This window comes from Micromonospora sp. NBRC 101691, assembly GCF_030269285.1.
Lineage (GTDB): Bacteria > Actinomycetota > Actinomycetes > Mycobacteriales > Micromonosporaceae > Micromonospora > Micromonospora echinospora.
This window is the reverse complement of the sequence record NZ_BSTB01000035.1, coordinates 19,601-39,825: the sequence shown is the minus strand read 5'-3', so window position 1 is coordinate 39,825 and position 20,225 is coordinate 19,601. Positions and strand designations below refer to the sequence as shown.

Genomic DNA, 20,225 nt, shown 5'->3' with positions numbered 1-20,225 from the left:
CCTGATGGCTGCCCGCCTCGCCGGTGAGGACATCGAACCGCAAGGCCCCATCGAGACCGAAGCAGCCCGACGCCTCAACAACGAACTCAACCAGAAGTAGCCCTCCAGTTACCCAACACTCTCTGAGACGGCCCGGCATCTGGATGAGGTTCTTCGGGCTGGCGGGGCGCTTGCGCGGCTTGTCGGTGAGCCTGTCGACCACGACGCTGAGGCCGATGAGCTGCTGGCTCGGGTGCGGGCCAGTGATGTGAGCGCCGAGACGCTGAGCCGGATCGAGGCGGGCGTCGACGACCTGGCGAGCGCGTACGCGACCACGCGGCCGGTGGACCTGCTTCCGATGGTGCGGCGGCATCTGGCGTACGTGGGTCGGCTGCTCGACGGCCGGGGCACCCTTGCGCAGCGGCGGCGTCTGATCGTCGCTGGCGGCTGGTTGACCGTGCTGCGGGCGACGGTGCATATCGATCTTCAGCAGCGTTCCGCAGCGGGCGCGCACCTGGTTGCGGCTGCCAAGCTCGCCGAGCACGGCGAGCATCCGGAGATCCAGGCGTGGTGCCTGGAGACCCAGGCGTGGGACCGGCTGACCCGGGGGGAGCACCGGCAGTCGATCGAGTTGGCTGAGCAGGCCCAGCGGGTGGGGCCTCGGGGAAGCTCGGCGCACATCCAGGCCACGGCGCAGGAGGCGCGGGTGTGGGCGCGGGTGGGTGATGTCCGGCGGACCCGCGATGCGCTGGACCGCTTGGAGCGGTTGACCGCGAACCTGCCCGTGCCGGAGCGGGCCGAGCATCACTACCGGTACGACCCGACGAAGGCGTTGGCGTATACGGCGACGACGTTGTCCTGGGCGGGCGACCCGGCGGCGGCACAGGTCGCCCGGGTCGCGTTGGCGGAGTTGGATCCGCACGGGGACGGTGGCGACCGGCCCCGACGCTCCGCTTCGGCCCGCCTCGACCTGGCCTTGGCGTTGGTCGCGGCTGACCAGCCCGACGAAGCCAGTGCGGTCGCTGCCGAGGCGATCCGTTCTGGGCGGGTGGCGTCGTCGAACTGGTGGCGGGCACGAGAGGTGCTCCGGCGGGTCGAGCAGACCGGTGCGGCAGAGGCATCGGCGCTGCGCGAGGTCTACGAGACGTACCGGCCTGCCGCCTGACAGCGGACAGCGGGTCCGTCCAGAGGACACGCGGCACCTTCAGGTGACCGCCCGATCACTCGATGCTGTGATCGAGGGCGGGATCGACGCGTACAGACCGGCAACGGGAACGGACTGCGCACCCGCTTGGAACCGGGTGCGGCGGTGTCGGTCCTTCCAGAGCACGCCGCCGCGCCCCTACCAGCGGAGGTAGGGATGAGCGAGGACGCTCCGTCCGAGAGTCGAGGCGAGCGGATCCAGGCAGCGGAGCGTGAGGCCGCCCGGCAGCGGATTCTCGCGCAGGCGGAAGCGGATCGCGTACCGGCCAAGGAAGCTACTCGGGCCGTTCCGGACCGGCGGTGGCGTCGTGGACAGCAGTGAGCTGTTGCCGGTCGGGCGACTGGTGGCGTACTGGCGGGGGCGGCGGAAGCTGTCGCAGCAGGTGTTGGCCGATCGGCTCGGTAAGTCGAAGAGTTGGGTGGACAAGGTCGAGCGGGGTGTCCGCTCGCTGGACAAGGTGTCGACGCTTCAGGACATCGCCGCCGTCCTGCGGATCGACACGGCAGTACTGCTCGGTCGGGACGCCCAGCCGGCAGGGGTGACCGAGCGAGTCGAGGGTGTGGAGCGGATCCGGACGGCGCTGTCGACGTACGAAATTGCGTTGGGGCGGCCGACTCCCCGCCGCCCCGTCATGCCGGCCGAGAGGCTGACACGGGAGATGGCCCACGCCTGGACCACCTTCCAGCACGCCCGCTACCCGCAGGTGGTCGATCTGCTGCCCCAGTTGGTGGCCGACACGCAACGCACCCATGCCCATGATCCCGGCAGGGGTCGGATGCCGCTGGTGGAGACGTACCGGGTGACGGCCGCGCTGCTGGTGAAGCTCGGCGCTCCCGACGTTGCGTGGTTGGCGGTCGACCGGGCGATGACCGCTGCTACCGGCGACCGGGTGTTGGCGGCTGCCGCTGCCGTGCAGCTCGGTCAGGTGTTGCGCGCCTCGGGGCGGGTGCGGGTGGCGAAGTCGATGATGTTGACCGCCGCGTACCGCATCGCCCCACCGGTGGTCGAGTTCGGCGACGCGGCCGAGTTGTCCCTGTGCGGGACATTGCTGGTGCAGGCCGCCTTGGCCGCCGCCCGCACCGGGGACGACCGCACCGCTGTCGAGCTGATCAACGAAGCCGCCGAGATGGCGGCGCGGGTGGGCGACGGCCATGACCACCACCGGACGGGATTCGGCCCGACGGCCGTCGAGCTGGCCCGGGTCACCGGAGCGGCGGAACGCGGCGACGTGGAGGAGGCCATGACCCTGCACGAGCAGGTGACCACGCGGGACGGCTGGCGGTGGCTGTCGACCGAGCACCGCGCCGCGTACCTGATCGATGTCGCCTGCGCGTACCTGCACGCCGACGCCCCGGTCACCGCCGGCCGGAACCTGATCGAGGCCGACCGGATAGCGCCGGCCGAGATCCGCCACCGACCAGCCGGCCGGGACATCCTCGCCCAGGTCGCTCGCAACACCGCCGCGCCGCCGACACTCGCTCAGCTCGCCGCGACCCTCGGGGTGGGGTGAGCGGTGACCGGCCCTCACCTGTCCCTGGCGCAGATCCGCAACCGACTGATCCTCACCGCTCGTACCGTCCTCCGCGATCACCGGCCCGGACCCGACGGCCACTGCCACACCTGCCGGACCGCAGGCTGCCCGGTGGCGACCGCCGCCCGCAACGTCCTGCACGCAGCCGAAGAAGTACAGCAGCGAAGTACAGCAACCGAGCCGACCGAGCCCGACCCGGACGAGCCTCAACAGGCCGGATGACCTCGGACGACACCCGATCCGACCGGCTCGCCGTCAGTCCGCATCGAGGGGGTCAGGGGTTCAAAGCGCCCGAACGTGCGTCAGAGTTCGCTTGACGTGGCGGGCCGGGCTGCGGCCCGCTCCCCAGGAGGGCAGCACGCGATGCCCACGTGGCGCCCCGGTTTCCCCTGGACACGGCGGCACCGAGTACAGAGGTATCGAGATGCTTGAGGGACTCCAGTACCAGAGTGGCAATCGCGAAGCGCGGATCGCAGCGATCAGCGGCCTCGGGAACGGCGACGACCGTCATCTGGGCTGACACGCCAGCGAGGACGCCGTTGAGCGAGTCCTCGATCACTACGCATTCGTCGGGTGACGCACCGAGAGCGGCGGCGGCCCGGAGATAGGCGCCCGGGTGGGGCTTGCCGTATTCGTCGTCTTCGGCCGAGAACACGGCATCGAAGAATCGGTCGAGGCCGGCGCTCGCGAGCGCATGCCGAATCACCGACTCCGGCGACGATGACACGACGGCCATCGCCCTCGACGCACGCGCACACGTCGCGACGGCGTGATCGGCGCCGGGCTTCACCGCCACTCCCTCCCTCAGCCTGCGGCACACTGCGGCTACGATCTGCTGCTCGACGTCGTCGGGGTCGGCTTGAAAGGTGGCTCGATCGAACCAGTAGGCCACCATGTCCCTCTGCCGCATGCCGCGCGTCGCCGCCTGCATCTCCGTCGTGAGGTGCAGGCCGAGCGGGCCGAACACTTCACGCTTTGCCGCGTCCCAGATCGGCTCGGAGTCGATCAGAAGCCCGTCTAGGTCGAATAGGACGACCGGTTGCATCAGCTGAGGCGGTCTTCGATGACGCCCATCGCGATGAGCTCCCGACACCACTGCTCGGATACCTCGCGTCGCAACTGACGCTTCGATCGGCGCGTCGCGGATTCGCCCTGCTCGCCGACTCGCCCGACAAAGGTCTCAAGGTCAACCGAGGGATTGACAGCCACGGTCATCAGCCTATACGAGGCGCGATCTCGCTTTGCGTTCTCGCGCACGTGGTGCACCAGAGCGGACACGGCCTTCCGGCCGGCATGCTGCACGTGCACTCCCGCCGGACGACCCCGAGCGGCTGGCCTACGTCGCTCAACATCCTCGCCGGGGCCATCCCGCGCTCCTGCGCCGGCCGCCTTGCCGCCAGTTGACATCGAGGGGGCAAGGGGTCAGTCACCTCAGCCCGGAAGTAGCACCAGTGAGCAGCGGACACGCTGATCATTGATCAGCGCCGCCGACGCCGCGCGCCAGCCCCGACCTCGGTGCCACCGGATGGTGCCACGCGGCGGTGGGTGGCGGGGTGGCAGCTGGACCGGCCTCGTTACGGTGTGCCCGTGGCGAATGGGACGGCTGGCTGGGGGATGAAGTTCCTGCTCTGGGCTGGGCTTCCGTTCTTCGCCCTCCTCGGGCTGGCCCTCGCCGTACCCGATGTCGCTTCGGCCTGGCAGGCGAGGTCCGGTGACGGGACGGCGGGCACATTCATCGCGCGCTACGAGACGTGCGGCCGCAACTGCACCTGGCACGGCGACTTCGTCCCGGACGGGGACGGGACGCCGCGTAACGACGTCATCGTCTACGACGGGCCGGATGAGTTGACCCCAGGGGCCACCGTGGCGGCCCGCGACACCGGTGCCCGTAGAGGCGTCTTCGCTGCCCAGGGCGGCAGCACGTGGCTGCTCTTCACCGGGCTCGCCGTGGCTGGCGCGCTGGCCGCGATCGGCTGGGTGGTTCTCCTGACCCGCGCGATTGTCAAGCGGAGCCGGAGCTAGCGCGAACCGACCGGACCTGGCACGTCGGTCCAGGGCAGGTGGGTGACGCGTCCGGCTAGAGGATCTCGGGTTTGCCAGGGTGCGGAGTCGGTGGGTCCGGTTCCGGTAGGAGTTCTGCGGCCGGCGGCGTCAGGGTGGACTCGGCGAAGCCCGCCACGCGCATTTGTCGGGTGGCGGCGAGCAGACCTGACCGAGGACGCCGGCCCACCTGCCAGGCGGGCCGGCGTTTGGCGGTGGGGCGCAGAGGGTCAGCAGTTGGTGTAACCGCTGCCCTTGCCCCAGCTGCAACTGTCGACGAGGCTGCCGGAGGGGTTCCGCAGGTAGGCGGTGTCCCCGTCGTTGTTCCACACGTACCAGGAGCGGCCCCAGTAACGCTTGGTGCTGGAGTTGGTGCCCTTGCCGGTGTAGATGATGACGCTGTTTCCGGCGGCGACCTTGACGTCGCTCGTGAACGAGTAGACGTAGCCCGCCTTGTCGCGGACGTAGTAGCCCTTGAGGTTGGCGACCGTGCTGCGCTTGTTCGTCAGCCGGATGTACTCGCCGTTCAGGCTCGTATTGGAGCCGGTGTCGCTGCCCGGCGAGTTGTAGTAGACCTTCGTGATCATCACGGGCGGCGTGGCGGCCTGTGCTGGGCTGGCAGCGGCGAAGGCCCCGCCGACAGCGATGGCGAGCGCCGACATCATGCTGATCAATCTTCTGGTCAAGCTGTCCCCCTGGACTGGAAGTGACGACCCCAAAGAACCTGATCACCGGTGAGAGCACAGTGGAATCACGTGGGCCAGAGCGTAACGACAAACGACCTGACACCTCTGCGTCAGCGAGGGGCAAAATGATGTTTACGACCGGCCAGACCCCGCGATGTGACCTTCCGGGGATCGGCAGCAGACCGACCGGAGGGTCAGGGATCGACTACCGGGAGCCATTCGTGGCCCCTTGTCGGGCGGGGCATGACGACATAGAGGAAACCGTTGTCGGCCCGATTCCGCGCCGTGCCGATGGGGGTGTCTGTGGGGCGGCCGTATTCGGGAAAGGTCGGGTCGTTTGGCGGCTCCGACGGCAGGCACGGGCCGATTTGCGGTGGCGGTGCGGAAACAAGGCGCGAAGGATGGCGCCGTGATTACCGGGAAGCAGCCCCGAATCGTGCTGGTCGACGACCTTCGATCGTTCGTGGACGGCCGCGCGGCGCAGGTGGCACGCACCAGCGCGGCCGGCGTCGAGGTGTTGGAGCGCCATCGCGGACGTCGGCTGGACGAGCTGTGGCTGGATCACGACCTTGGCGGGGACGACACGATCTGGCCGGTCGTCGAGGCACCCGGCGGCGCGTGCCGGCGGATTCGCGTGCCCGCTCGTGACGGCCGGGCGGGTCAGTGGCCCAGGACGAGATAGGCGAAACCGAGAACGCCCCGGTAGACGCCGACGTACTGGCGTAACTGGTTGTCGAGTTCGTCGCGGACGTCGGCCGCCCGGGGATCGTCGGGATGCGCCAGCAACCATTCCTGCCGGCCCGCCCGCCACGTGGCCTCGAAGTCGTCCCATTCCCGCTGGCCGGCGGTGCTGAGGTGGAGCACCCGCCAGCCCGACGCCCGGGCCTGCTCGGCGAGGTCCGCCAGCGTCATGGTCTGGTCGCCGAAGATCTCGGTGGCCTCGGGCGTGGGCGGGCGCTCCCAGAACCCGTCACCGAACAGGAGGCGTCCGCCCGGAGACACGAGTCCGGTGAGCGTGTCGAGGGCCGCAGCCGAGCCGCCGAAGGCGTGGGACGCGCCGACGCACAGCACCCGGTCCGCCGGCTCCGTCCAGGCGGACGCGTCCCGGTGCACGAAGGTCACCCTGGTGTCCAACGACCGTTCGGCGGCGAGCGCGCGGCCTCGGGCGAGATCCGCGTCGTTCGTGTCGACACCGGTGCCTGTCGTCGGGGACGTGCCCGCGCCGCCGGTGGCGACCGCCCGGAGGAGCAGTTCACCCCATCCGCATCCGAGGTCCAGCACCCGGGCGCCAGCGGGGGTGGCGAGCCGGTCGAGGAGCAGGGCGGCGTGCTCCTCGGACAGCGGCGCGTTCCACCGCATGTGTGCGTAGCGCGCGGCGGCAAGGTCGTCGGTGGAGGTCATCGACGCAGTTTGCCGGGTTCCCGATCGACCGCGCGACGGGTTTCGTCGGGGTTCAGACGAGGCCCTCGACCGCGATCCTGCCCTCGTCCGAAGGTTGGTCCTGGGGATACCAGCGCAGTTCGACGGTGTTGCCGGCCGGGTCGCGGACGTAGAGCGACTCGCCGTTGCCCCGCGCGCCGAATCGAGGGCCGGGGCCGTCGACGACGTCGAACCGGCCGGAGTCGACCACCGCCTGCCAGTCGAGCGGTTCCACCACCAGGCAGAGGTGGTCCAGCGTCGCCGTGCCGTCGCCGCGTACCAGGTCGATGATGGTCTCCGCGTCGACCCGGACCGACGGGAACGGGGCGGTGCCGGCCCGCCACTCGGCGACCCGGACCGGCTCCAGCCCGAGCCGTCCGCAGTAGAAGTCCAGGGCCTGTTCCACGTCGTGCACGCGGACCACCAGGTGGTCGAAGGCCGTCACTCGGAGCATGGTGCTACCTCGTTTCCAGGTCGCGGATCAGGTGGGTTGACGGGTTCCACTCTTCGCCCTGCCCGCCGGGGCACCAAGACCCGATCACGCTACGATCGTTTAGCGAGAGTCAACGATGGGTCGGTGAGGGGCGGACAGGTGGAAGAGACGCCGGGCGGTGCCGGTGGGGAACCGGGCACCACCGGGCCGGGTGGACTGCCACTGGAACGGCACGAGGTCGAGATCTTCCTGACCCTCGCCGGGGAGCTGCACTTCGGCCGGACCGCCGAGCGCCTCCGGGTCACCACCGGCCGGATCAGCCAGGTGATCAGGAAGCTGGAACGCCGGATCGGCGCACCGCTCTTCGCGCGGACCAGCCGCGTCGTGCGGCTCACCCCGATCGGCCGGCAGTTGGCGGACGACCTGACGCCGCTGGTCGCCGGCATGACCGAGGCGGTACGCCGGGCCGTCGAAGCCGGTCGGGGGGTCACCGGACGGCTGCGGGTGGCGTTCCTGGGCGAGTGGACGGCGCCGACGCTGCTCCGGGCGGTGAGCCTCTTCGAGCGGCGTCATCCGGAGTGCGCGGTCGAGGTGCACGAGGCGCAGCTCGCGAACTCCCGGGCCAGCCTGGTGGACGGTTCGGTCGACCTGCTCATCGCCTCGTTCCCGTTCGACGGGATGGCCTGCGGACCGCCGCTGCTGGCGGAGCGCCGGCTGCTGGCCGTCCCCGCCGGCCACCCGCTGGCCGGGGCGGAGTCGGTCTCCCTGGAGGTGCTGGCCGACCACCCGGTGGTGCAGTATCCGGCGGTCACGTCGACCGCGTTCAAGCGCGACCGTACGCCCGACCGGACCCCGTCGGGACGGCCGGTGCCGAAGGGGCCGGCGGGCCGCACCTTCGCCGAGATGATCTCCCTGGTGGCGCTGGGGCGGGGCGTCCTGCCGGTCGGCGAGCACACCCGCCGGTACAACCCGCGCCCGGACGTCGCGTACGTGCCGATCCACGACGCGCCGCCGATCCACCGCGGCCTGGTCTGGCTGGAGAGCAACACGACGGCCCGGGTCCGGGAGTTCGTCCGGGCCGCCACGGACGCCAACCCGGCACGCCAGGCCGACGAGGGGGCCTGACGCACCGGGGCGACGCGGACCGTTCAGTACGTCGGCGCCAGGTACGCGCTGCGGTTGGGGGAGCCGGTACCCGGGTTGGTGACGAGGCCCGTGGTGGCGACGCTGGTCAGGTAGCTGTGCACCTGGGCGGGCGTCCAGGTCGGGTTGTTGCCGAGCACGCGGGCGGCCAGCCCGGCCACGTGCGCCGAGGCCTGGGACGTGCCGCTCACCGTCGTGACGGCGATGTCCGAGGTGTTCGAGGCCGAGGTGATGCTCACGCCGGGGGCGAACATGTCCATGCACGTGCCCCAGTTGGAGAAGCTGGCCCGCGCGTTGTTCGACTGGACCGCGCCGACGGTGACGGCGGTCGGCACGGAGGACGGCGAGAAATTGCAGGCGTTGGCGTTGGAGTTGCCCGCCGGCGCCACCGCCGTGACGCCGTCGGCGATCATGTTCGCCACCGCCGTGTTGGCCGCAGTGTGCACGCTGCCGGTCACCCCGATGTTCGCCACGGCGGGCGTCCCGGCCTGGTGCTGGGCGGTGACGTAGTTGACCCCGCTGATCACGCCCGCCCAGGTGCTCGACGTGCCGCAGTCGGTCACCTTGACCGAGATCAGGGTGGCGTCCTTGGCCACCCCGTACGTCGTGCCGCCGATCGTGCCGGCGAGGTGCGTGCCGTGGAAGCCGCAGACCGGTGCGCCACCGACGTTGTAGCCGAGCTGGGCCTGGCCGCCGAACTCCTGGTGGGTGATGTGGATTCCGGAGTCGATGACGTACACCGAAACTCCGCTGCCCTGGCTCTGGTAGCTGTAGGTGAGGTCGAGCCCGGTTGGCGCGTCGAGCCGGTCCAGGTTCCAGGGCGCGTTGAGCTGGGTGGTGGCGAGTCGGACGGTCTGGTCGGCTTCGACGTAGGCCACGGCGGGGTGGGTGGCGATGCGGCGGGCGATGGCTTCGGATACGCGGACGGAGAATCCGTTCAGGGCGTCGCCCCACACCCGGTCGGGTCGGACGCCGAAGCGGCCGGTCACCTCGGTGGCCAGCCGGGCGACGGCGGGTTGCCGGGTGCCGGCCCGGCCACCGACCGCGCTGTCGGTGAGCACGACGACGAAGCTGCCGGGGACGGCGGTCGGGTGGCCGGCACCGAGGATCCGACCGATGCTCGAAACGTGACCGGCGTCGGCGGTTGCCGGGGTGGTCGGGCCGGTGACCAGCGTGCCGGCGACGAGGGCCGCCACGGTGGCCAGGGCCCGTCGGCGGAAGCGTGTGGTGGAGCGGTGGGACGGTGGCATGTTCGGACCTCCGGCTCGGGTCGGTGCTCGGGTCGATGGTGCGCGACGGTCGGCGGCGCGACGGTCGTCGGCTCGGAGTGTCAGAGCAGGGGCGACATGTGCAGGAGGAGGTTGGGCGAGCCGGTGCCCTGGTTGGTGACGACCGGAACGGCGACGCTGGTCAGGTAGGCGTGCACCTGGGCCGGGGTCCAGGTCGGGTTGTTGCTGCGTACCCGGGCGGCGATGCCCGCCGCGGCCGGCGAGGCGTGCGACGTTCCGCTCAGTGTCGCGACGGCCGTGTTCGAGGTGTTCATGGCCGACGGGATGTTCACCCCGGGGGCGAAGAGGTCCAGGCAACTACCCCAGTTCGAGAACGTGGCCCGGCTGTCGTTGGACTGGGTCGCGCCGACGGTGATCACGGTCGGCACCGAGGCCGGCGAGACGTTGCAGGCGTTGACGTTGGAGTTGCCCGCCGGGGCCGTGACCACGACCCCGTCGGTGACGAGGTTCGCCACCGCCGTGTTCAACGAGACGTTCGGACTGCTCGTCAGTCCGACGTTCGCCACGGCGGGCGGCCCGCCGGGCACGTTGTTGGCGATCACCCAGTTGATCCCGCTGAGCACGCCGGAGATGGTGCCGGCACCCGAGCAGTTGAGTACCTTCACCGCGATCAGGACGACGTCCTTCGCGGCGCCGTACGTCGTGCCGCCGATGGTGCCGGCCACGTGCGTGCCGTGGCCGGCGCAGTCGTCGGCGGGCAGCGTGCCGTCGGTCGCGTCGTAGCCGTAGTAGGCCTGGCCGCCGAACTCCTGGTGGGTGATCCGGATGCCGCTGTCGATGACGTACGCCCGGACCCCGGTGCCCTGGCTCTGGAAGTTGTACCAGGTGTCGAGGCCGGAGAACGCGTCGAGCCGGTCCAGGTTCCACGGGGCGTTCGGCTGGTTGGCCGCCTGGACGGTCTGGTCGGCTTCGACGTGGGCGACAGCGGGGTGGGTGGCGATGCGGCGGGCGACGGCTTCCGAGGTACGGACGGAGAACCCGTTGAGGGCGTCACCCCACACCCGGTCGGGTCGGACGCCGAAGCGACCGGTCACGTCGGTGGCCAGGGTGGACACGGCGGACTGTCGGGTGCCGGCCGGACCGCCGACCGCGCTGTCCCGGAGCACGACGACGAAGCTGCCGGGGACGGCGGTCGGGTTGTCGGCACCCAGGATCGCTCCGGTGGCGCTCGACGTCCGGGTGGAGCGGGGGTCGGCGGCCGCCGGGGTGGCGAGGACGGCGGCGACCAGGGCGCTGGTCGCGAGGACCGCCACGGCTGCCGACCCACGTCGGCGGGGCGGGGCGGAGGTCACCCGGCGCGATGGTTGCATCTCCACGTCTCCTTCTACTCGGGTCGCCCACCACCGTTCGGGTGGGCGACCGGTGGGTTCTCGTCGGGCCGGTCGGTTCAGAGCAGCGGTGACATGTGGAGGAGACGGTTGGGTGAGCCGGTGCCGGGGTTGATCACGACCGGGTTGGCGACGCTGGTCAGGTAACCGGCCACCTGGGCGGGAGTCCACGTCGGGTTGTTGCTGAGCACCCGGGCGGCCATACCGGCGACGTGCGCCGAGGCCTGCGACGTGCCGCTCAGCGGCGTCGTGGCGGTGTTCGACAGGTGCACCGCCGACATGATGTTCACGCCCGGGGCGAAGAGGTCCAGGCAGGTGCCGTAGTTGGAGAAGCTGGCCCGGGCGTCGTTCGACTGGGTCGCGCCGACGGTGAGGGCGGTCGGCACCGAGGCCGGCGGGAAGTTGCAGGCGTTGGCGTTCGAGTTGCCCGCCGCCACCGTCACGGTCACGCCGTCGACGACCAGGTTCGCCACCGCCGTGTTCACCGCACTGCTCACCCCGGTCAGCAACGCGATGTTCGCGACGGCGGGCGGATCCCAGGGCTGGTGGTCGGCGGCCACCCAGTTGATGCCGTTGATCACCATCGCGAGGGTGCTGGGGATTCCGGTGCAGTCCCCGACCACCTTGACCGCGACCAGCGCCACGTTCTTGGCCACGCCGTACGTCGTTCCGCCGATGTTCGCTGCCACGTGCGTGCCGTGACCGGAACAGTCCTCGGCGGGCAACGTCCCGTCGATCGCGTCGTAGCCGTAGTAGGCCTGGCCGCCGAACTCCTGGTGGGTGATGTGGATTCCGGAGTCGATGACGTAGACCGGGATGCCGCTGCCCTGGCTCTGGTAGCTGTAGGTGGAGTCGAGGCCGGTTGTGGCGTCGAGGCGGTCGAGGTTCCAGGGTGCGTTGGGTTGGGTGGTGGCGAGTTGGACGGTCTGGTCGGCTTCGACGTAGGCGACGGCGGGGTGGGCGGCGATGCGGCGGGCGACGGCTTCCGAGGTACGGACGGAGAACCCGTTGAGGGCGTCACCCCACACCCGGTCGGGTCGGACGCCGAAGCGACCGGTCACGTCGGTGGCCAGGGTGGACACGGCGGACTGTCGGGTGCCGGCCGGACCGCCGACCGCGCTGTCGGCGAGGACGACGACGAACGTGCCGGGGACGGCGGTCGGCGCGTCGGCGCCCCGGATCTCCCCGACGGGGCCCGGGGCGAGCTCGGATCCGGGTGCCGAGACGGCCGGGGTGGCGAGGACGGCGGCGACCAGCGTGGTGGCGGTGACGACCGCCAGGGCGGCCAGTCGACGCCGACGGGATCGGGCGAGGGACGCCCGGCGCGGGAGATCCATCTCCAAGCCTCTTTCTGCTCAGGCCGGTCCGACACTCGCTGATCGAGTGGATGGCCTCGGATGGGTTTTCGGAATCTACCGAGGCAGGTGGGGCCGGAAGAACAGCCAACGCATCGTCAGGCGTCTTTTTATCGCAGGGTGACAGAGAAGCGGCCCGGATGTATCAGAACGTCGTCCGGCGCATCGGGTGGGCCGACGTGGCGTCCGGTCAGGATGCCCGGCGCGGGGCGGGACGCTCGGACCGGAAGGCCCATTCCTCGAAGGCCCGGCACCGGCCGTCGGGAACGAAGTCGAGGATCCACAGGTCGCGGAAGTGCTGCGGGTCCGGCGGGCCGTACCGCACCTCCAGCCGGACCACCGCCCGTGGGTCGTCGACCGCGACGACGTCGAAGTCCATCGTGAACTCCTCGTCCGGGCCGGCGCGTTCGGCGTCCCACCGGACGCGAAGGGCGTCGAGACCCTGACTCGGCTGCTCGAACGGCGTCATCCGGTACGTCGCGTCAACGGTGAACAGCCCGTCGAGCTGGTCGGTGCCCGAGGTCCGCCATGCGCGCTCGTAGCGCCGTACCCACGCCGTCACGCTGGACCGGTCGATCACCGGTGATCTCCTTCCGCATGGGACCGGGCGTAACCGGGTACGCGTACCCTTCTCGTGTTCGACTCGGGATCGGCAGGGTGGAGCGCATGGACGAGAAGTCGCGTCGACCGGCCCGGCCGGTGCTCTGGACGGTGGGGCTCGCCGTCGCCGCTGCCGTGGCGTACCTGGCGTTCCTCGGTTGGGACCGGGAGAAGGACCTGGACCCGGTCACCGGTGCCGAGACCGGGCCGTACGAGGCGTGGCAGGTCGTCGGTCTGGCCCTGGTGGTGGGAGCGCTGGCCTTCCTGGCGGGACGGAAGCACCAGGTGGTGGCAGCACTGGCGGCGATCCCGGTCGTGCTCACCCTGGCCTTCGTCGTCACCGCCGTCACCGGCCCCGAGCCCGGTCTCTGGCCGATCGGCGCGGCCCTGATGGCCCTGGGCTCGGCCGCCGGCACGGCGGTCATGGCGTTGATCGGCCGGAGCACCGCGAACCGTTTCCCGCGCTGATCGGCCGGGGTGCCACGAAACGCTTACCGCGCTGATCGGCCGGGCACCGAGAACCGGCCTGAGACCCCCGGCCCGCCACCGGCGGGCCGATGCCCGGCGGCGACTCGTCGTCACCGCCGGGCTCGCCAGGGTCCGTACCGGTCAGCTCCGGCGACGACGCAGGCAGAGCAGCGCGGCACCGGTCACGATGGACGCCATCCCGAGGGTGAGCAGCGGCACCAGCGTCGAGATGCTCGACTCGCCGGTGACCGGCAGGTGCGTTCTGGTGGGCGTCGGCTGCCCGGACGGGGTGGACGTCGGGGTCGGTGGCTGCGTGGGGGTCGCCGTGGGTGTCGGTGTCGGCTGTCCGGTCGGGGTGGGCGTCGGTGTGGGCGTGGGCTGCAGGGCCGCGCAGGTGTGGGTGAGCACGAAGAAGTCGGCGCTGCCGGAGATGACGGCGGTCGCGTCCAGCAGCGTGTAACCGGCCGGCAGGCGGATCCACGCCTTGCTGGTCCCCATGGTGTTCACGATGGCGCCACCGTCGTCCGGGATGGTGACCGTCAGTGGTCCGTTCGGCGTGTCGAAGGTGGCCGTCACCGACTCGAAGACGCCGGCGGTCTGCTGGTCGCCCGGCAGGTTGAACACCCAGACGTCCTGGCCCACGTAGGGGCCGCCGCCGAGGTTCGGGTCGCAGACCTGCGTGACCTCGGCAGCGGTGGTGGGCACGTTGCCCGGATTGATGTCGATCGTCGTCTGGGCTGCTGCGGGCGCTCCGGTCGCCAGTAGCAGCCCGGCCGTGATCGCTCCACTGGCGAGCAGGCGGCTCAGCATCGTTCTCATCGTGTCTCCTGGAACCTGGTCGAAAGCCTCGTGAGGGAGGCGCAGCAGCGACGCTACCGACGGTTTGGAGGACTTTGCGAGGTTTGCGGGCAAATAGGTTCTTTTGAGCTGTTCGTCCGGTTTTCTGGTCAGCGCGCCGGCCGGGGTGGGCCCTACAGTCGGGGCATGAGTCGGCAGGACGAGGTGTGCGCCTGGTTGCGGGATCGCGGCACCGAGACGGTGGCCCATCCCGGCGGGACCCTCTACGCCCACCTGCGCCGGGTCCACGACCTGCTCGGGGACTTCGGCCACTGCGAGGACGTCCGACTCGCCGGTCTCACCCATGCCGCGTACGGCACCGACGGCTTCGATCTCACCCTGCTCGACCCGACCGACCGGGAGCCGCTGCGGGCGCTCGTCGGGGTGGACGCCGAGCGGCTGGTCCACCTCTACGGGGCCTGTGACCGTCGCCGGAGCTGGCCGGACCTCGCCACGACCGGGCGGGTGGTGGACCGGTCCACCGGCCGGGTCGAGACGCTGGGGTCGGACCTGCTGGGCCCGTTCGTGGACCTCAGCATCGTCAACGAGCTGGACGTCATGGCACACGACCCGACGGTGGCGCGGCGGTACGGCGACTACTTCCGCTCGCTCTTCGCCGACTGGGCACCGGTCGCCTCGCCCGGGGTGACCGCCGAAGCCCGCCGACTGCTCGCTGGCTTGCCGTAGCCAACTGGCCGTAACCGGCTCGCTGGGGAACGTGACCGGGGCCGGTCCGTCGCGCGGACCGGCCCCGGTGGGGTACGACCGTCAGGGCTTCCAGGAGCCGGCGGCCTCGAAGTTGTGCTGGTACTCGACGACGCCCTTCTTGTCGGCCACGTCGAAGACGACCGTGCCGCTGCGCTTGCTGCCGGTGCGCAGGTTGACGCCGGAGGAGAGCGGGGTGCCGCAGCCGGAGAGCGCGCCGACCAGCCCGTTGGCGGTCTTGCCGTCCTGGGCCACCCACTCGAAGTAGAACGGGTTGACCGAGGCGGTGCCCTTGGTGACCCGCACGGTCACGTCGGCGATCAGGTACATCCCCTCGTCCGGGTCGGGCGCGAAGGACCGGCAGCCCTTGTTCGAGGTGGTGAACTTGCTGACGGTGATCTCGACGGTCCCCTCGTCGTCGGTGATCACCAGCGTGTCGCCGACCTTCATGTTGAAGGTCTCGCCGTCCTTGCCGCTGTTGCTCGGCTGTGGCGCGGCGGTGGTCGGGACGGTCGCGCCGAACGGCCGGTCCTCGGTCGGCCGTACCAGCGGACCGGAGGAACTCCCCGACGACGCCCGGCCGATGCCGGTGCTCTGGCTGGCGCTGTCGTCGCCGGCCAGCGCGAGAACCACCCCACCGACACAGCAGAGCAGGAGGAGCACGACGGTGACGAGGATCACGATCAGCGCCGTGCTCATTCCGCCGGAGGAGGTCGACGGTGGCAGGGGCAGGCCAGGGTACGGCCCGGCGGGGCCGGGCGGGTAGGACGCCATCGGCGTCGACCCCGGAGGGTAGGGCACACCGGAGGCCGGCGGGTGACCCGGGTAGCCGGGCGCCCCCGAGGTCGGCGGCGGATAGCCGGGGGCGCCCGAGCCAGGCGGCGGGTAACCGGGTGCGCCGGGCGGCGGATAGCCGGGGCCACCCGAGACCGGTGGGTAACCGGGTGCGCCGGAGACCGGCGGATAGCCCGGCGCGCCGGAGACCGGCGGGTAGCCCGCCTCGGGTGCCCCGCTGGTCGGGTGCGGGGGCACCGGCGTGCTCTGCTCCGGCGGATATCCGGGGTACGACGAGCCAGCCGGCGGGTACACCGGCGGCGGAGCTGTGGGGTCCGGGTAGTACGGCGGATCGGAGTACGCGTACGGATCAGGGTCCGGCTGGAAGGGATCCTGGGGCGGACCCGGGAAGGGTTCCTGCGGCGGGCCTGGGGGGTGACTCACGGTGCTCCCGGATGCAGAGGGTCAGGGCTCGACGCGCTCCCGACCGGGTGCGCCGAGGCACCGAACCATCCTTCCCTGCCTCGCCCCGGCGGTCGTCGGCTGAACGGATCATTCGTCCGGTCTGACCGACCCGGCCTGTCCGGGACCCCGTCCCGGGGTCGGCGTCCCCGCGGCTTGTGCCGGTGCGCCGGTCAGCGGTGCGGCAGTACGGCGGCGGTGCGGACCAGGCCGGCGTCCACGGTGAACCGTCCGGTGATCACGCTGGGCGGATCGGTGACCTTCTCCCGGGCCGCCTCGACCTTCGCCGGGGAGATCCGGGCCGCCCAGGAACCGGTGTCGGGGTCGATCTCGACCAGCGCGTCCTGGAAGTCGAGCCAGGTGCCGACCACCGGGTGCCAGACCTTGTAGACGGTCTCCTTGGCGCTGAAGATCAGTGCGGGCCAGGAGACGCCGGTGGGTAGCCGTCCGCAGTGCTCCACCTCCTCCTTCCGGAGGATCAGCCGGCGTACCCCGGCATCAAGGATCTTGTGCTGCTCGGCGTCCATGCCGACCGACCGGACCTCGTCGGCGCGGGCTGCTGCGGCGGCGCAGTAGCCCTTCGTGTGGGTGATGGTGCCGACCACCTCCACCGGCCAGGCCGGGGACCGGTCGGGGGCCGACGGCACCGGAACCGGATCGAGCCCGAGGGCGGCGATGGCCCGCCGGGCACACACCCGGCCGGCGGTGAAGTCGCGACGCCGGCTCTCCACCGCGCGTTCGCCGAGGCAGGCCCGCTCGGCTTCGAGCAGCTCACCGGTGAAGTCCGCCGGCCCGGCCACGACCACGGCGACCGACGGTGGCAGCAGGTCCCGCATCACGCTCCCCTTCCAGGTACGACCGCAACCGGGCCACTCCGACGTCGAGCCGGTCCCACGGTACCGGCGGCGACCCGGGCCGGACATCGACGACCGGCCCGTCGTCGCGTTGCTCCCCGGCGCGGACCCGTCCCCGGTGCGCCGGCAACGGGGAGGTCCCGGCAGCCGGGCGACGACGGGGTTACGTGTCGCCGCCCGGCTGCCGGTCCGGCAGAGGTCGGTCGCAGGCCGACACCGGGTCGGTGGTCGGCGCCACGCCCGCCGGTGCCGGGAAGGGGTCCGGTCCCCGGCGGGTGGGTCAGAAGGCGTGGGTCACCGTGACCAGGGTGTTCGAGCAGGAAGCGGCGTGGCTGGTGAGGGCGTTCTTCTCGGCGGTGTCGACGGTCAGCCGCCAGCGGGTCTTCACTGCGGCCCACTCGGTGACGTACCGGCAGCGGTCGCGGGTCGGCATCCAGCTCGCCGGGTCCTGGTCGCCCTTGGACTGGTTGACGTTGTCGGTGACGGCGACCAGCGAGCGGACGTCACCCAGGTCGTTGGCGAAGGACTGGCGGCGGGAGGTGGCCCAGTTCCGGGCACCGGAGTCCCACGCCTCGGCCAGCGCCACCATGTGGTCGATGTCCAGGTCGGAGGGGTTGGTCCAGTACGCGCCGTCGTAGTAGGAGTACCACCGGCCGCCGGAGAGCTGGCACCCCGAGCCGACCGAGGGGCGGGTGGTGGCCTCGGCGATCAGCACCTCGTAGCGGGTGTTGCAGCCGTCGCCGTCGGTGTCGATCCAGTGCGGGAAGAGGTCCCGCGAGTAGCCGGTGCGGTTCTCCGTGGCGACGGGAAGGTCGGCGACGAGGGTGCGCAGCGGCACCGACACGGTGGCCGCCTGGGCGGGGGCGGTGAAGCCCAGGGAGGCGACGGTGACGGCGGCGAGCAGGCCACCGGCCCAACGAAGGGTGCGGTTCATAACATCTCCATCCGATCGCGGTATTGCCGTCATTTGACGTGTCGGAGGTGCCGACGGATCCCCGACCGCGTGAACTGATAGAGAAAATTATCGATATTTTGCCCGGCATTCAATAGTGCTGTGTCGATGCTGCCGGGTCGCCGGGCGCCGGTCCGTCCGCGCGGAGCCACGGACCGTTATGTGCCGGATGTAAACTATTTGCCCGGCGGAGCGTGGGGCGGGAATCTGAACCGGGCGCACCCGTTGTGCCGGTGAACCAGGGGTGGTTAAGCTCTCTCTTGCGCGCCCCAATCGCCCGCTTCCCCCGTGGCAGGCGATCGGGGCGCGCTTCTTCGTGCCCACCCGCCTCCGGTGGTAGCAGGGGCCCCCTACAGGTGGTTTTTGCCCTGCAGGGGCCCCCTGCTACCACCGCAGCGGCGAGCCGCGCGGGTCAGATCCAGCGACCGCCCAGCCACATCCGCGCCGACCAGTCGACGTAGGGGATCGGGGTGCCCACGAAGATCGGGTGGAAGTAGGCGAAGCAGAGCGCCACGAGCAGCACGTACGCCCCCACGACGACGCCGCCGAACAGCCGCCGGTCGTACGCCTCCTGGGCGGCGGGTGACCCCGGTGGAGCCGGCGCGCGTGCCTCGGCGGGCGAGACGATCGCCCCGAGCACGTAGACCACCGCCAACACCAGGAACGGCAGGGCCGGCGCGGCGTAGAAGGAGAACATCACCCGCCCGTCGAGGGCGAACCAGAACCACGGCAGCAGGCCGCCCGCCGCACCGAGCAGGATCGCGCCGGCCCGCCAGTCCCGCCGGGCGATGCCCAGCCAGACCACGGCGACCAGCGCCGGCAGGAAGGACCACCAGAGCAGCGGGGTGCCGAGCAGCAGGATCTCGCTGGTGGGGGTGGTTCCCGTGCACGTGCCCTCGCACGTCCAGTGGAACGCGACCGGACGGCCGAGCAGCAGCCACTGCCACGGCCAGGACTGGTACTTGTGCGGGGTGCTCAGCCCGGTGTGGAAGTCGAGCGCCGCCCGGTGGTACGTGTACAGGTTCTGCAACGCGCCGAGGACCGGGGTGTCGCTCAGCCCGGGGGTGTTCGGGTAACGCTCGGCGAGGCGGTAGTAGCCGTCGTCGGAGAGGAACCAGCCCGTCCAGGTGGCGAGGTAGGCGAGGACCATCGCCACCCCGGCGAGCACCAGCCAGGGCAGCTCGTCGAGAAGGGCGTCCCGCCACGGGCGACGTACCCCCGCCGACCGGCGGACCCCGACCTCCCAGAGGACCACCAGCAGCACGAAGACGGGCACGAAGTAGAGGGCGCTCCACTTGACCCCGACCGCGCAGCCCATCAGCACCCCGGCGGCCAGCCGCCACCAGGGAACGGTGAACGGCGGCCGGCCGCCACGGGACGGGTCGAGGCCGGCGTCGAGCGCGGTGGCCCACCGCCGCCGTCGCGCGTCCCGGTCCAGCACCAGCGCTCCGAACGCGGCGAGGACGAAGAAGTGCAGGAAGATGTCGAGCAGGGCGGTGCGGGAGAGCACCAGGTGGAAGCCGTCCAGGGCGAGCAGCAGGCCGGCGGCGCAGCCGAGCGCGGTGGACCGGAACATCCGGCGGCCGATCCGCACCAGCAGCAGCACGGAGAGCGTGCCGATGACGGCGGCGGAGATCCGCCAGCCGAACTCCGGGGTCGTGGTCATCAGGTGGCCCGGAACCGAGATGTTGTGCTCGGTGTCCTGGTAGCCGAAGGCCCACTCGCCGAGCCCGATCAGCCACTTGCCCAGCGGCGGGTGGACCACGTACGACGGCGCGTTGTCCTTGAAGTTCCACTCGACGCCGTGCTCGATCAGGCCCCAGCCGTCCCGGGCGTAGTAGATCTCGTCGAAGATCTTGCCCTTGACGTCGCCGAGCCCGACCAGCCGCAGGATCGCGGCGATCGCCACCACCACGGCCGTGGCGAGCCAGGATCGCCCGTCCAGCCGGCCGTCGACCGTGGCCAGCCGGCGACGGACGAAGTCCGGCAGCCGACCACCTCCGGCGTCGCCGGGCGGGGTGGTCCCGGGCCGTCCGGTGGAGTCGTCGATCCGCTCCGGCGGTCCGCTCTCCGGCTGGCCTTCGCTCGCGCTCTGCGCTGTCGACGCCTGGGTCACGACGGAATCGTAGGCCGCCCGGGTGCCCGGCGGAGGCCTTGTCTCCATTA

20 protein-coding genes and 1 pseudogene are annotated in these 20,225 nt (G+C 71.2%); 7 read left to right on the top strand and 14 right to left on the bottom strand.

All coding sequences use genetic code 11. The annotated features are described in order from the left end of the window. The first annotated feature begins 139 nt into the window (after positions 1-139). Both QSK20_RS31225 and QSK20_RS31220 read left to right on the top strand, forming a co-directional pair. Entirely contained in the window at positions 140-1,144 is a 1,005-nt protein-coding gene (locus tag QSK20_RS31225) for an NsdA family TPR-like regulatory protein (RefSeq protein WP_285792213.1), read from the top strand. 346 nt (positions 1,145-1,490) lie between these two features. Next, entirely contained in the window at positions 1,491-2,693 is a 1,203-nt protein-coding gene (locus QSK20_RS31220) for a helix-turn-helix domain-containing protein (protein WP_285792210.1), read from the top strand. A gap of 295 nt (positions 2,694-2,988) precedes the next feature. Here the strand turns inward: QSK20_RS31220 and QSK20_RS31215 are convergent, their stop codons facing one another. Both QSK20_RS31215 and QSK20_RS31210 read right to left on the bottom strand, forming a co-directional pair. Continuing rightward, positions 2,989-3,759, bottom strand: a complete 771-nt coding sequence (locus QSK20_RS31215) for an HAD family hydrolase (protein ID WP_285792209.1) — start codon at positions 3,757-3,759, stop codon at positions 2,989-2,991. Beyond that, entirely contained in the window at positions 3,759-4,016 is a 258-nt protein-coding gene (locus tag QSK20_RS31210) for a hypothetical protein (RefSeq protein WP_285792208.1), read from the bottom strand. Before QSK20_RS31210 ends, QSK20_RS31215 begins: the two co-directional genes overlap by 1 nt. 285 nt (positions 4,017-4,301) lie before the next feature. Here QSK20_RS31210 and QSK20_RS31205 point away from each other — a divergent pair, with 285 nt between their 5' ends. Then, positions 4,302-4,736, top strand: coding sequence for a hypothetical protein (locus QSK20_RS31205; RefSeq protein ID WP_285792207.1), 435 nt, complete (start codon positions 4,302-4,304; stop codon positions 4,734-4,736). A 248-nt stretch (positions 4,737-4,984) separates the two neighbouring features. Here the strand turns inward: QSK20_RS31205 and QSK20_RS31200 are convergent, their stop codons facing one another. Further along, entirely contained in the window at positions 4,985-5,440 is a 456-nt protein-coding gene (locus QSK20_RS31200; RefSeq protein ID WP_285792206.1) for a lamin tail domain-containing protein, read from the bottom strand. Positions 5,441-5,852: 412 nt separating this feature from the next. On the opposite strand from QSK20_RS31200, the pseudogene QSK20_RS31195 reads away from it, so the two are divergent. Beyond that, positions 5,853-6,044 (top strand): annotated as a pseudogene (locus QSK20_RS31195) (cyclic-phosphate processing receiver domain-containing protein); the annotation flags it as partial. Between the two features lie 56 nt (positions 6,045-6,100). Here the strand turns inward: QSK20_RS31195 and QSK20_RS31190 are convergent. Both QSK20_RS31190 and QSK20_RS31185 read right to left on the bottom strand, forming a co-directional pair. Further along, positions 6,101-6,841 (bottom strand): SAM-dependent methyltransferase, encoded by a 741-nt coding sequence (locus QSK20_RS31190; protein ID WP_285792205.1) that lies wholly within the window; start codon positions 6,839-6,841, stop codon positions 6,101-6,103. Positions 6,842-6,893: 52 nt separating this feature from the next. Further along, on the bottom strand, positions 6,894-7,313 hold the full coding sequence (locus QSK20_RS31185; protein WP_285792204.1) for a VOC family protein: 420 nt from the start codon (positions 7,311-7,313) through the stop codon (positions 6,894-6,896). A gap of 201 nt (positions 7,314-7,514) precedes the next feature. On the opposite strand from QSK20_RS31185, the gene QSK20_RS31180 reads away from it, so the two are divergent. Continuing rightward, on the top strand, positions 7,515-8,417 hold the full coding sequence (locus QSK20_RS31180) for a LysR family transcriptional regulator (protein WP_285792212.1): 903 nt from the start codon (positions 7,515-7,517) through the stop codon (positions 8,415-8,417). Between the two features lie 23 nt (positions 8,418-8,440). On the opposite strand, the gene QSK20_RS31175 is transcribed toward QSK20_RS31180, so the two are convergent. The 4 genes from QSK20_RS31175 to QSK20_RS31160 form a co-directional block, all read right to left on the bottom strand. Further along, positions 8,441-9,685 (bottom strand): S8 family peptidase, encoded by a 1,245-nt coding sequence (locus QSK20_RS31175; RefSeq protein ID WP_285792203.1) that lies wholly within the window; start codon positions 9,683-9,685, stop codon positions 8,441-8,443. Positions 9,686-9,765: 80 nt separating this feature from the next. Next, positions 9,766-11,034, bottom strand: coding sequence for a S8 family peptidase (locus tag QSK20_RS31170; protein ID WP_285792202.1), 1,269 nt, complete (start codon positions 11,032-11,034; stop codon positions 9,766-9,768). A 77-nt stretch (positions 11,035-11,111) separates the two neighbouring features. After that, on the bottom strand, positions 11,112-12,389 hold the full coding sequence (locus QSK20_RS31165; protein ID WP_285792201.1) for a S8 family peptidase: 1,278 nt from the start codon (positions 12,387-12,389) through the stop codon (positions 11,112-11,114). 208 nt (positions 12,390-12,597) lie between these two features. Continuing rightward, positions 12,598-12,987, bottom strand: coding sequence for a nuclear transport factor 2 family protein (locus QSK20_RS31160; protein WP_285792200.1), 390 nt, complete (start codon positions 12,985-12,987; stop codon positions 12,598-12,600). A gap of 86 nt (positions 12,988-13,073) precedes the next feature. Here QSK20_RS31160 and QSK20_RS31155 point away from each other — a divergent pair, with 86 nt between their 5' ends. Continuing rightward, a complete protein-coding gene (locus QSK20_RS31155; RefSeq protein WP_285792199.1) occupies positions 13,074-13,475 on the top strand; it encodes a hypothetical protein in 402 nt (133 codons plus the stop codon). 141 nt (positions 13,476-13,616) lie between these two features. Here the strand turns inward: QSK20_RS31155 and QSK20_RS31150 are convergent, their stop codons facing one another. Then, the gene (locus tag QSK20_RS31150) at positions 13,617-14,294 is read right to left on the bottom strand and encodes a hypothetical protein (protein ID WP_285792198.1); all 678 of its coding nucleotides are present in this window, start codon (positions 14,292-14,294) and stop codon (positions 13,617-13,619) included. Positions 14,295-14,459: 165 nt separating this feature from the next. Between QSK20_RS31150 and QSK20_RS31145 the strand changes: the two genes are divergently transcribed. After that, the gene (locus tag QSK20_RS31145) at positions 14,460-14,999 is read left to right on the top strand and encodes a DUF6817 domain-containing protein (RefSeq protein WP_285792197.1); all 540 of its coding nucleotides are present in this window, start codon (positions 14,460-14,462) and stop codon (positions 14,997-14,999) included. 81 nt (positions 15,000-15,080) lie between these two features. Here the strand turns inward: QSK20_RS31145 and QSK20_RS31140 are convergent, their stop codons facing one another. The 4 genes from QSK20_RS31140 to QSK20_RS31125 form a co-directional block, all read right to left on the bottom strand. Further along, complete coding sequence (locus tag QSK20_RS31140; RefSeq protein WP_285792196.1) at positions 15,081-15,791, bottom strand: DUF4352 domain-containing protein; 711 nt, start codon at positions 15,789-15,791, stop codon at positions 15,081-15,083. 635 nt (positions 15,792-16,426) lie between these two features. Continuing rightward, positions 16,427-17,089, bottom strand: coding sequence for a 4'-phosphopantetheinyl transferase family protein (locus QSK20_RS31135; RefSeq protein WP_285792195.1), 663 nt, complete (start codon positions 17,087-17,089; stop codon positions 16,427-16,429). A 298-nt stretch (positions 17,090-17,387) separates the two neighbouring features. Further along, the gene (locus QSK20_RS31130; RefSeq protein WP_285792194.1) at positions 17,388-18,041 is read right to left on the bottom strand and encodes an HNH endonuclease family protein; all 654 of its coding nucleotides are present in this window, start codon (positions 18,039-18,041) and stop codon (positions 17,388-17,390) included. Between the two features lie 430 nt (positions 18,042-18,471). Further along, positions 18,472-20,175, bottom strand: coding sequence for a dolichyl-phosphate-mannose--protein mannosyltransferase (locus QSK20_RS31125; protein WP_502889087.1), 1,704 nt, complete (start codon positions 20,173-20,175; stop codon positions 18,472-18,474). Positions 20,176-20,225: the final 50 nt, after the last annotated feature.

What these genes read in the sequence shown, in the direction of transcription:
- QSK20_RS31215 (WP_285792209.1), bottom strand. Translation starts at nt 3,759, where the DNA reads ATGCAACCGGTCGTCCTATTCGACCTAGACGGGCTTCTGATCGACTCC.
- QSK20_RS31190 (WP_285792205.1), bottom strand. Translation starts at nt 6,841, where the DNA reads ATGACCTCCACCGACGACCTTGCCGCCGCGCGCTACGCACACATGCGG.
- QSK20_RS31185 (WP_285792204.1), bottom strand. Translation starts at nt 7,313, where the DNA reads ATGCTCCGAGTGACGGCCTTCGACCACCTGGTGGTCCGCGTGCACGAC.
- QSK20_RS31175 (WP_285792203.1), bottom strand. Translation starts at nt 9,685, where the DNA reads ATGCCACCGTCCCACCGCTCCACCACACGCTTCCGCCGACGGGCCCTG.
- QSK20_RS31170 (WP_285792202.1), bottom strand. Translation starts at nt 11,034, where the DNA reads ATGCAACCATCGCGCCGGGTGACCTCCGCCCCGCCCCGCCGACGTGGG.
- QSK20_RS31165 (WP_285792201.1), bottom strand. Translation starts at nt 12,389, where the DNA reads ATGGATCTCCCGCGCCGGGCGTCCCTCGCCCGATCCCGTCGGCGTCGA.
- QSK20_RS31155 (WP_285792199.1), top strand. Translation starts at nt 13,074, where the DNA reads ATGGACGAGAAGTCGCGTCGACCGGCCCGGCCGGTGCTCTGGACGGTG.
- QSK20_RS31150 (WP_285792198.1), bottom strand. Translation starts at nt 14,294, where the DNA reads ATGAGAACGATGCTGAGCCGCCTGCTCGCCAGTGGAGCGATCACGGCC.
- QSK20_RS31145 (WP_285792197.1), top strand. Translation starts at nt 14,460, where the DNA reads ATGAGTCGGCAGGACGAGGTGTGCGCCTGGTTGCGGGATCGCGGCACC.
- QSK20_RS31140 (WP_285792196.1), bottom strand. Translation starts at nt 15,791, where the DNA reads ATGGCGTCCTACCCGCCCGGCCCCGCCGGGCCGTACCCTGGCCTGCCC.
- QSK20_RS31135 (WP_285792195.1), bottom strand. Translation starts at nt 17,089, where the DNA reads ATGCGGGACCTGCTGCCACCGTCGGTCGCCGTGGTCGTGGCCGGGCCG.
- QSK20_RS31130 (WP_285792194.1), bottom strand. Translation starts at nt 18,041, where the DNA reads ATGAACCGCACCCTTCGTTGGGCCGGTGGCCTGCTCGCCGCCGTCACC.